Origin of the sequence: Pseudomonas sp. BN607 (assembly GCF_029871175.1) — a bacterium.
Lineage (GTDB): Bacteria > Pseudomonadota > Gammaproteobacteria > Pseudomonadales > Pseudomonadaceae > Aquipseudomonas.
This window is the reverse complement of the sequence record NZ_SSOE01000051.1, coordinates 23,636-33,759: the sequence shown is the minus strand read 5'-3', so window position 1 is coordinate 33,759 and position 10,124 is coordinate 23,636. Positions and strand designations below refer to the sequence as shown.

Sequence of the window (10,124 nt, the reverse complement as noted above, 5' to 3'; positions counted from 1 at the left end):
CCCGCTTGTATGGTTAGACTTGAAGGGGTGGTGGGACTAAATGCCCGATTCTGACTGTTACGAGCAGTACAGACCGTGGGAGACATCGCCCCACCCCTTCCACCAAAGCGCCGATAAAGAATGCATCGTTTGCAAGCGACGATAGAAGCAAGCCAGCGCCTCTTGGTGAAAGCCCTTCAAGCCGAAAAACCATAACGTGGAGAGCCGCCGATGGCAATGCAGGTAGTGAAGTCGATCATTGGAGCGGACGTTGCAAAAGCTGAATTGGTGATCCATCACGAGGAGCGTGATGAGATCATCAAGCTGAAAAACTCCAAATCTGAAATCAATAAGTGGCTCAAGCAGCAGCCACTGAACACGGCTATCGCCGTTGAAGCGACCAACATCTATCACTTGGATCTGGTCGAGCTAGCCCACGGCATGGGCTTTGATGTTTATGTCATTGATGGATTTCAACTGAGTAACTATCGCAAGAGTGTTGGCGGCCGAGTCAAAACTGACCCGTCCGATGCGCGGTTGCTGTCCCGTTTTCTGAAAAACGAGGGTGAGGATCTTCGCCCTTGGACCCCGCCTCCCGCCGTCTACGGCAAGCTGCAGAGCCTTCTGCGGCGCAGGGCTGCGCTGGTATCGGCCCGTACTGCAATGACGCAGAGCTGGGCTAACGAGGGCCTGTTGAAAGCAGCCTTCGAAACCTTCGTCAAGTCGATAGAACGGCTGGACTTGCTGATACAAAAGAAGATCAAAGAAGTATTGCGAGAGGCAGGGCTGCTTGAACAGGTTATTCGCTGCCAGGCCGTGGAAGGTATTGGTTTTCTCACAGCGTCAGCACTGGTAATGGCGTTTATCAGAGGCGAATTCAAAAGCAGTGACGCTTACATCGCCTTCTTGGGGATGGACCTGCGAGTGAATGACTCCGGGCAAAAGAATGGACGCCGCCGCCTTACAAAGCGAGGCTGTTCGGAGATTCGTCGTTTGTTGCATAACGCAGCGATGTCGGCCAGTAGGTCAACTACCTGGAAGGACGTGTATGAGCAGTATCGGAGCAACGGTAAAGCAACGACCCAGGCACTAGTGATCTTGGCTCGCAAGCTCGCTCGCGTCGCATTCGCCCTGATGCGAGATCAGGGCGAATACGTCACCAAAAGCCGGAAATTGGCTTGCTGAAAACCATAGAATCTCCCACAGTGATTGCGCTAGATTCACGAAATTGAGCAAGCCAGTTGTTTCCCCAGGTACTGCATCGCCTCAAGCCTGCGGGGTACCTGTGTGGGTTCACCCGCGAAGCGCCCGGACAGGCGATGAACATCAACGCCCGGTCCGCGCTGGGACTTGCAACAGCACCCGCAACCCGTCACTACGGCTGTCAAACCTCAGGCTACCGGCACACCGCTGCACGATCGCCTGCACAATCGCCAACCCGAGCCCGCAACCACCACTCTGCCCATTGCGCCAGAAGCGCTCGGTCAAATGCTCCAGGTCCGCGTCGGCAATTCCAGGCCCATGATCGCGAACCATGAACCCCACCTGCCCGTCGGCCATCTGCACGTCCAACTCAACCGCCTCGTCACCGCCATGACGCAAGGCGTTGTCCAGCAGATTGCGCAGCGCTGCCACCGCCAACGGTGCCGGCATGCCCAGGTAGATTTGCGTAGCCTCCTCAGGCAGACGCAGCACGATACGCCGGTTGTCGCCGCCGCCGGCATCCTGCATCGCCTGCCGTGCCACCTGCTCGGCACTGCACTGCACGCCATCCTCGAACGACAAGCTGCCTTCTACCCGCGCCAGCATCAGCAACTGCTCAAGCGTGCGGTGCATGCGGTCGGTGCCCTGCTCGGCATGCTCCAGCGCCTGCTCGCGCACTGCACCGTCGGTCATGCGCGCCACCTGCAGGTGGGTCTTGATCGCGGTCAGCGGGCTGCGCAGTTCATGTGCAGCATCGTCGGTCAGACGCCGCTCACGCTCGATGGTCTGGGCAATGCGCAGAAACAGCTGGTTCTGGGTCTCCAGCAACGGCTGCAACTCGCTGGGCATGCCTGCCACCTGCAGCGGTTCGACACTGTCCGCACGCCTGCGGCGCAAGGCATCGCGCATGCGGTTGAGCGGCTCCAGGCCCTTGCCCAGGCCAATCCACAACAGCCCCAGGCTGCCGAGCAGGGCCATCAGTACCGGCGCAGAAGCCGCCAGCAGAATCGACTGGTTCAGCGCCTCGCGTTCCATGTGCCGGTCGGCCGTGGTGATGCGCACATCGCCATGGTTGTAGGTGAAGGTGCGCCACAACGCATCGTCGATGGTCTGGTCACGGAAGCCACTGCGCTCGTCATCCATGGCGCCATCATGCTTGTGGTTGCTGGCGAGGATCTCGCCACGCAGCGAGCTGACCTGGCAGGCCATGCCGTCCGGCACGCTGAACTGGTCGGCAGAAAAGTGCGCTTCGCCGCCCTTGGCGGTCAGCGGTTGCGGCAGCTGGTCGATCAGCCCGGCAACCATCCGCGCCGAAGCCACCAGGCGCTGGTCGAGGGAAAACATCATCTGCTGGCGCAGGTCGCGCAGCATCCACGCAGCAGCCAGCACCCAGATGATCACGAAGGCACTGCCCAGGATAAGGCTCAGGCGCACCCGCAAGCTCATGATGCGGCCTCCTCCGGCGCTTGCGCCGGGCCCAGGCGATAGCCGAGGCCGCGCACGGTCTCGACGATACCGTTGCCGAGCTTGCGCCGCAGGTGATGGATATGCACATTCAAGGCATTGCTCTCGACTTCGTCGCTAAAGCCGTAGACGCAGTCCTTCAGTTGCTCGCTGGACAGCACCCGCCCAGGGTTCTGCAGCAGCGCCTGGAGCAGGGCCTGCTCACGGCGGGACAGGTCGACATGCTGACCCGCCAGGGTAGCCTCGCAGCTGCTCGGGTCATACCGCAGCGGGCCGTGCTCGATCACGTTCACCGCGCGCCCGGCCACCCTTCGCAGCAAGCTATGCAGGCGCGCGGCAAGCTCGCGCAGGTCGAAGGGTTTGAGCAGGTAATCGTCGGCACCGGCCTGCAGGCCATCGACACGATCGGTGACGGCATCCCGGGCAGTGAGCACCAGTACCGGCAGTGTCTCGCCTTTCTCGCGCAGGCGGCGCAGCAGCTTGAGGCCGTCTTCGTCGGGCAGGCCGAGGTCGAGGATCATCACGTCGAACTGCGCGGCCTGCAGCATCGCCCGCGCCGCGGCAGCATTGCCCACCCGGTCCACGGTCAAGCCCTGAGCGGTGAGGCCGGCGCAGATGCCGGCGGCGATCAGGTCGTCGTCCTCGCAGAGCAGAACGTGCATGGTGGGGCTCCCGGAGTGGTGTGGCTGGTATTGCACCTTGGGCGGATTAAGGGGGGATTATGGACCTTTTGTGGGGTGGCTGGGGGCTCGCTTTGGGTGTCGTCAGGGGCCGGGGGTTCGCCACAAAGAATTCTGCGCCTGGGAGATCGAGCGCCGCCCGCGCGGCGCATCGCGAGCTGCGCTCGCTCCTACGGTTGTTTCGGGCCAGTTATCTCTGCGGGATTTGCGCGCGAACGCCTGGCGCATGGCGCGATATTGCGTCGTACAAACAAGGCGGTCGCGCGCGCCTGTCACTGGCGTCACTGGCCAGAAAAAAACGTAGGAGCGAGCGCAGCTCGCGATGCGCCGCGCGGGCGGCGCTCGATCTCCCAGCCACAGAATTCTCCGTGGCGAACACCCTCGGCCTACATCAATCCCCGCGGCGTATCCACATCCAACAAAACCCCAGCATCCCCCACTTCAACCACGACACAACGATCCCGGTGTGCCTGCACCACCGCCCGCGCCCCCTCATCCCCGGCCAACTGCCGCAGCGCCGGCCAGAAATCGCGCCCGAAAATCACCGGGTGCCCCTGTTGCCCCGCATGGCGCGGCAAGACGATGTTCGAAGCACTGGACACCTCGGCCAACCGGCGCAAGGTCGCCAGCTCGATCCACGGCATATCCCCCAGCAGAATCGCCACCGCCCGAGCCTGGCTGTCGTCCAGCGACCCGGCACCGGCAGCCAGGCTGTGCCCCATACCCGACGCCTCATCTGCGCTGGCAACCACCCGGTATCCGGCAGGCAAGCCAAGATCCTCGCCGCGCTCGCCCGTGCGCAACACCACACGCACATCATCGAACACCGCCTTGGCCCGCTCCACGCTATGCGCCAGCAGGCTACGGCCATCAGCCAGCGTCGCCCGGCGCTTGTCGGAACCGAAGCGCGTGCCGCGCCCGGCCGCCAGCACCAACGCGACCACGCTCACAGCGCTTCCCGCCCAATGCCGTTGCGCAGGCGCAGGATATCGGCCAGCACCGCCAGGGCGATTTCAGCCGGGGTCTTGCTACCCAGGTTAAGGCCGATCGGCGCATGGATGCGCGCCAGTTCGTCGGTGCCCAGGCCACCAATTCGCTGCAAGCGTTCGCGACGCTTGTCGGAGGTGGCCTTCGAGCCCATCACGCCGATATAGAACGCTTCGGTACGCACCGCTTCAAGCATGGCCAGGTCATCGATTTTCGGATCATGGGTCAATGCAACCACCGCCGTGTCGGCATGGCAACCACCATTGGCGATAAATTCCGATGGCAGCTCACGGCGTACTTCGATGCCATCCAGCCGCACGCCATCGAGCACCTCATCACGCGGCTCGCAGAGGATGACTTCAAAACCCATCCCTTTGCCGAACTCGGCACAAAAATGCGCCACGCTGGAATAGCCGGCCAGCAGCAGGCGCTGGGCGGCGCCGACCCGTAGACGCACCCAGGCGGCTTCCCGTTCGACCCGCGGACCTTGGCTGTGGTCATTGGCCAGCTGGCGACTCCCCTCGGGCAGACGCACCTCTCGCAGCAGCCGGCGCTGGCCCAGCAATGCACGTTGCAGCTCACGCAGGTGCGCCTGCACTTCGCACTCGGGCGCCAGGTTTTCCACCAGCACTTCAAGCACCCCGCCACAGGGCAGGCGAATGCTCGAGCGCGAGTCACTGCCATCGCCATAACGCACGATGGCAACCGGCTCGGGGAATTCGCCCAAACCGACGCGTTCAAGAAAGTCGTCTTCGACGCAGCCACCGGACAGCGAACCCAGCCACTGGCCGCTGGCGTTCACCGCCAACAGCGAGCCCGGCGCCCGCGGTGCCGAGCCATAGGTGGCGAGTACCGTGCACAGCCATACGCGCTGGCCGCTGCACGACCACTGCAATGCTTGGCGGATAACCTGAAGATCGAGATGCTGCACGGGCTATTCCGCCTTCAGCTCGACGAGCTGCTGCACGCCCAGGTCACCGGGTAGTCCACCCCAGGCCTGACGCAGGTAGTTGACCATGTCCGTCACCTGCTGGTCATCGAGCTTGTCGGCAAAGCCTGGCATCGGCTGCATGCGCTCGAAGCCGGTGAACTGCTGTTCGCGGATGCCCTCGAGGACCACCTTGACCAGGTTGCGCGAGTCGGCCTGGCGCAGCACGGTGTTGCCGCGCATGGCCACGGCGATGTGCGGCTTGCCCTCGCCGTCGACCCCATGGCAGCCGGCGCAGACGTTGAGATACTGCTGATGGCCGCGCCGGGCGCTGTCGCTCATCTGCTCCAGGGCGACGGGCTGGATGACCTTGGCCGCTGGCGGCTGATCGCCCAGCAGGAAGGTGGCCATGGCCGCCAGGTCGGCGTCTTCAAGGTGCTGGGTGCTGTGGTGCACCACCGGGAACATCTCGTTGAACATGCTGCCCTGGGCGCTGATGCCGTGCTTGAGGAAGGTGGTCAGGTCCGGCTGGGTCCAGCCGCGCTCGGCCAGGTCCTGGGCCAGCAGGCTTGGCGCCAGATAGCCTCCCAGGAGGCCGCCGCTCAGACGCTGGTCCTGCTGCAGCGCGCCGATCGGGTTACGCGGGGTATGGCACTCGCCGCAATGGCCCATGACCTCGACCATGTACTGGCCGCGCTGCCACGCCGGGCTTTTGCCCTCGGTTGGCTGCAGTTGCACGCTCTTGCCGTACAGCATATTCCAGCCGCTGAGCCCCATGCGCACATTGAACGGGAAGCGCAAGGCGGTCTGCGGTGCCGGGCGGTTGATCGGCGGTATGGTCATCAGGTAGGCGAGGATCGCGTCCGAGTCTTCACGCTTGATCAGGTGGTACGAGGTGTAAGGCATCGCAGGATAAAGGTTGGCGCCGTCCTTGCGCTTGCCCTCGGTGACTGCGGCGAAAAACTCGTCGGCGCTGTAGTTACCGATGCCGTACTGTTTGTCCGGGGTGATATTGCTGCCATAAATGGTGCCAAACGGCGAATGAATCGGCAGGCCGCCCGCATACGGCGCACCGCCTTCGGCGGTATGACAGGCCATGCAGTCGGCCACGCGGGCCAGGTATTCGCCCCGCTTGACCTGCGCCTGGTCGGCCGCCAGTGCAACCGAAGTGAAAGCCACGCCGAATGCCAGCGCCAATGCGCTACGTACGAAGCCCATGCTCAACCCTCCTTGACCAGGCCGAGGTCATTGAGCACCGTGCGGGTGGCATCGTAGTAACGCACGTAGCCTGTACAGCGGCAGATGTGGTGGCCGAGGCTGGCCTCGATGCGGTCTTCCACTTCGCTCTTCTTCAGCGGCTGGCGCTGGGCAGTTTCCACCAGCACGGTGGCGGCGTTGACAAAGCCCGGTGCGCAATAGCTGCACTGGAAGGCGAACAGGTCGACGAACTTCTGCTGGATCGGATTCAGCGTCAGGTTGCCGGCCTCGTCTTTTTTGGCATGGCCTTCGATGGTGCGCACTTTCTTGCCTTCGAAATAGTGGGCGCCCGTGATGCAGGTGCGCACCTCCTCGCTGGTGCCGTCGGGGTTGTCGACGATCACCACGCAGGCGTGGCAGATGCCCTGGCCGCAGCCCAGGCGTGAGCCGGTAAGGTTCTGGTGTTCGTGCAGATAGTCGATCATCGCCAGGTCAGCGGGGACCTCGACCGGACCGACCGGTTGACCGTTGAGGGTCAGTTGCAGTGGACGGTTAGCCATTGAGGGCCTCCTTGATACGGGCTGGGGTGATGGGGAGATCGCGCACGCGCTTGCCGATGGCATGCGCGACGGCATTGCCGATGGCACCGACGACCGGGATCATCACCACCTCGGCTATGCCCTTGGACGGGTCGGTCGGTGACAGCGGTGGGAGGATTTCGCTGGTCTGTTTCCACACCGCCACATCGCGCGCATGCGGCAGGCGGTAGCGGTTGAAGTTCCAGTCACCCTCCCCGGGCCCGCCTTCATACAACGGCATCTCTTCGGTCAGCGCATGACCAATGCCCATGGCGATACCGCCTTCGAGTTGGCCTTTGACCAGCTCCGGTACCAGCACCCGGCCACACTCGATCCAGCTGTGGTGGTTGAGCACCTGCGTCTCCAGGGTGCCTTTGTTGACCTTGACCTCGACGATGGTCGCCACCGGGCTGTAGTAGGTGACCATGGCGTTGTTCAGCTGGGTGTCGGGGTAGGCCGCATTCTGCCGGTCGAGCAGGTGATAGCCATGGCTACCCATCTGCGCCTTTTTGGCATTCACCGCACCATCGCCGTATTTCACCGCCATGGCATCGAGCGGGAAGCGCTCGCGCACGCCGTCGATGACAAAGTCGGCCTCGGCCCAGCTCCAGCGGTTGAAGCCGTGCACGCTCACGCCAGTCACCAGGCCCATGTCGTGGGCCTTCTGCGCCAGCTGGGCAAACGGAATCGGCGCCAGGCCGTTGCCGGTCAACTCACCGTTGACCCACACCGCGTTCTCGCGGCGCACCACCAGCGGGTTGGCCTGGCCGCCATGCGGGCCCTGGCTCCAGATGGCCATGGCCGCCGGCCACAGGCCATGGTTGAACAGCACACGGGCGGCTTCACGGGTGGCGTGGCTGAAGTAGAACGCCGAGTTGGTGGCCGACGACGGCGACGCCAGCTTGCCAACCCAGCGCGGGTTGCGTAGCGCAGCGTCCTGTTCGGGCTGGCTGATCAGGTAGGGATTGCCGCTGGTGGTCAGCTGCAGCTCTGGCCATTCGGTGACCGCGGTCTTCACCTCGTCGGCCGAACGGCCAAGGAAGTCGCTGATCACCAGAGCCTGGGAAGTGGACATGCCAGTGCCCAGCTCGGTACCGATGTGGCGCAGGCTGATGCGCCCATCGGCGCTGAATTCGACACTGGCCATCGGCGCCTCGGAGCCTGTGCCGAAGTCCTTCTGGCAGATGGCGAAACCGACGCCGTACCAGTGGTCCGGGTCCTTGGCGTCCATCTGTTGCTTGCGTGCAGCGCGGTTGCGCCACCATTCGTGCACGGCGGCCTTGTCGAGGATCTCGTAAAGGCGCAAGGCGCCCGCCGGGACCGCACCCTGGGTGTTCTTCATGCCCGATTTCAGCGCGTTGGCACGGCGCAGGTCGATGGCATCGACGCCCAGGCGACCGGCGATTTCATCCACCATCATTTCGGTGGCGGCCATGCTCTGCAGGGTGCCGTAGCCGCGCATGGAGCCCGCCTCGACCCCCCGCGAGAAGTAGGCGGTCACCGACAGGTCGTTCTGCGGCATGTAGTAGATCGACTGCGCCGCGGTGGCTCCCACGGCGGCCACCGAAGGGCTGTAGTTGATGCGCCCGCCGCCGTCGCAGCTCATGTCGGCGCGGAAGATCTTGAAGCGGTTGTCCTTCTTGTCCACCGCCAGCTGGTAGCGAATGTCGAAGGCATGGCGCTTGATACCGCTCTGAAACTGCTCGTAGCGGTCGTTGGCCAGGCGGATCGGCACCCCGGCACCATACAGCGCTGCCACGGCAGCGTAGAAGACGAAGATGTTGTTGTCTTTCGAGCCATAGCCCACGGTGTAGCCAGGGTGCATGTTCAGCGTGTTCAGGGCGAAACGCGACGGCTTGATCATGTGCACGCATTCCTGCGCCACTTCGAACGGGCACTGGGTGGCGACCACGAAGTGCAGCGTGCCGCTGGCCGGGTCGTACCAGCCATTGCCGTTGTCCGGCTCCAGCGCGGCAGGCTCGATGGACGGCGTTTTGTAGCGTTCTTCGAACACCAGCCAGTCTTCGGGCGGGTTGTCCAGCTGCTCGGCCATGCGCTTGGCGTAAAACAGCCCCTGCTCGGTCAGGTCGCCGTGCTGGTTGGGTTGCTTCGACCACACCGGCTTGCGGTTGAGAATGGTGGGGAACAGCATGGAGTTCTTCAGGCTGGAGAACTCATCGTCGTCGAACGGCGTGGCGCCGCCCACGCGCACGAAGCGGAAGCTGCCATAAGGGTCGCGCTGGTACAGCGGCGCCTGGGCACCATAGCGGATCGCCTGATCGTTGAACTGCAGCTTGCGCTTGGCCTGACGGAAACGCTCGAAATCGTGCCAGATCAGAATCGCCACCGGGTGGCCGATGAACATCGGCACCTTCCCGGCCGGCAGCAGCGGGTCGGGCGAGTGGGCTTCTGGCCAGGCGATGCCATCCTGCTCCAGGTCGGCGGCGGTGACGATGCGGTCAGGCTGCAGGTCGGCCCCGAGCAGGCTGAGGTCATGGCCGGCATAAATCCGGTCGACCTTGGTCGCCTTGAGCAGCAGCGCATGACCCTGCTGCGCGGGCCACCCGGGCATGTCCTTGGCGCGGATGTCGCGGGCGAACACTTTGTCGCCGCAGACCTTGGACAAGGCGTCGTTACGGAAACGCGCTTTGCCGTCGTGGTTCATCCACTTCTGCGGCGAGGTGGTGACGCGCTCCTCCATCAAAGCGGCGAAGGCCTGGCTGCCAAGTGGCGCCATGGTCACACCGACACCAGCGATCAGGCCGCCTTGCAGGAAGGCGCGCCGGGAAATATCACGGTTGGACATGCTTGATCCTCTGGGCAGTTGGGGCCTGCCCTTTCTTTTGATTCTTGGCCTGGCTTGAGAAAAGCTGACCTTGGCGTCAACTTTACAGCAATTGGGTGGGGCTAGGCAAAGTCAAGCCGACAATGTGTCGCGGTGTGACGAGGGTTGAGGGGGGGCTGGGATGGGGCTGGGGGTGTTGGGCTTTAGGGGTTCAGCGCCTGTTAGATCGAGCGCCGCGCGGGCGGCGCTCGATCTAACAGGCGCTGAAAATCCCAAGGCCAAGACCTGCAAGCCCTAATGCTCTCCCAGCCCCAAATCCCGAG

8 protein-coding genes are annotated in these 10,124 nt (G+C 63.6%); 1 reads left to right on the top strand and 7 read right to left on the bottom strand.

Going from position 1 to position 10,124, the window contains the following annotated elements; translation table 11 throughout:
- Positions 1-210: 210 nt before the first annotated feature.
- The gene (locus E8E68_RS11895) at positions 211-1,164 is read left to right on the top strand and encodes an IS110 family transposase (protein ID WP_280340090.1); all 954 of its coding nucleotides are present in this window, start codon (positions 211-213) and stop codon (positions 1,162-1,164) included.
- Between the two features lie 141 nt (positions 1,165-1,305).
- Here the strand turns inward: E8E68_RS11895 and E8E68_RS11890 are convergent, their stop codons facing one another.
- The 7 genes from E8E68_RS11890 to E8E68_RS11860 all read right to left on the bottom strand — a co-directional run bounded on the left by E8E68_RS11890 (position 1,306) and on the right by E8E68_RS11860 (position 9,822).
- Positions 1,306-2,628: an ATP-binding protein gene (locus E8E68_RS11890; RefSeq protein WP_266032643.1), complete on the bottom strand. Its 1,323-nt coding sequence runs from the start codon at positions 2,626-2,628 to the stop codon at positions 1,306-1,308.
- A complete protein-coding gene (locus E8E68_RS11885) occupies positions 2,625-3,308 on the bottom strand; it encodes a response regulator transcription factor (protein WP_266032640.1) in 684 nt (227 codons plus the stop codon). Before E8E68_RS11885 ends, E8E68_RS11890 begins: the two co-directional genes overlap by 4 nt.
- A 404-nt stretch (positions 3,309-3,712) precedes the next feature.
- Complete coding sequence (locus E8E68_RS11880; RefSeq protein WP_280341676.1) at positions 3,713-4,276, bottom strand: nucleotidyltransferase family protein; 564 nt, start codon at positions 4,274-4,276, stop codon at positions 3,713-3,715.
- Complete coding sequence (locus E8E68_RS11875; RefSeq protein WP_266032634.1) at positions 4,273-5,244, bottom strand: XdhC family protein; 972 nt, start codon at positions 5,242-5,244, stop codon at positions 4,273-4,275. Before E8E68_RS11875 ends, E8E68_RS11880 begins: the two co-directional genes overlap by 4 nt.
- Before the next feature lie 3 nt (positions 5,245-5,247).
- A complete protein-coding gene (locus tag E8E68_RS11870) occupies positions 5,248-6,459 on the bottom strand; it encodes a cytochrome c (RefSeq protein WP_280341673.1) in 1,212 nt (403 codons plus the stop codon).
- 2 nt (positions 6,460-6,461) lie between these two features.
- Positions 6,462-6,998, bottom strand: a complete 537-nt coding sequence (locus tag E8E68_RS11865; RefSeq protein ID WP_266032628.1) for a (2Fe-2S)-binding protein — start codon at positions 6,996-6,998, stop codon at positions 6,462-6,464.
- Positions 6,991-9,822, bottom strand: a complete 2,832-nt coding sequence (locus tag E8E68_RS11860) for a xanthine dehydrogenase family protein molybdopterin-binding subunit (RefSeq protein ID WP_280341671.1) — start codon at positions 9,820-9,822, stop codon at positions 6,991-6,993. Before E8E68_RS11860 ends, E8E68_RS11865 begins: the two co-directional genes overlap by 8 nt.
- Between the last annotated feature and the right edge of the window lie 302 nt (positions 9,823-10,124).

Coding starts and splice junctions, on each gene's coding strand:
- E8E68_RS11895 (WP_280340090.1), top strand. CDS start 211: ATGGCAATGCAGGTAGTGAAGTCGATCATTGGAGCGGACGTTGCAAAA.
- E8E68_RS11890 (WP_266032643.1), bottom strand. CDS start 2,628: ATGAGCTTGCGGGTGCGCCTGAGCCTTATCCTGGGCAGTGCCTTCGTG.
- E8E68_RS11885 (WP_266032640.1), bottom strand. CDS start 3,308: ATGCACGTTCTGCTCTGCGAGGACGACGACCTGATCGCCGCCGGCATC.
- E8E68_RS11870 (WP_280341673.1), bottom strand. CDS start 6,459: ATGGGCTTCGTACGTAGCGCATTGGCGCTGGCATTCGGCGTGGCTTTC.
- E8E68_RS11865 (WP_266032628.1), bottom strand. CDS start 6,998: ATGGCTAACCGTCCACTGCAACTGACCCTCAACGGTCAACCGGTCGGT.
- E8E68_RS11860 (WP_280341671.1), bottom strand. CDS start 9,822: ATGTCCAACCGTGATATTTCCCGGCGCGCCTTCCTGCAAGGCGGCCTG.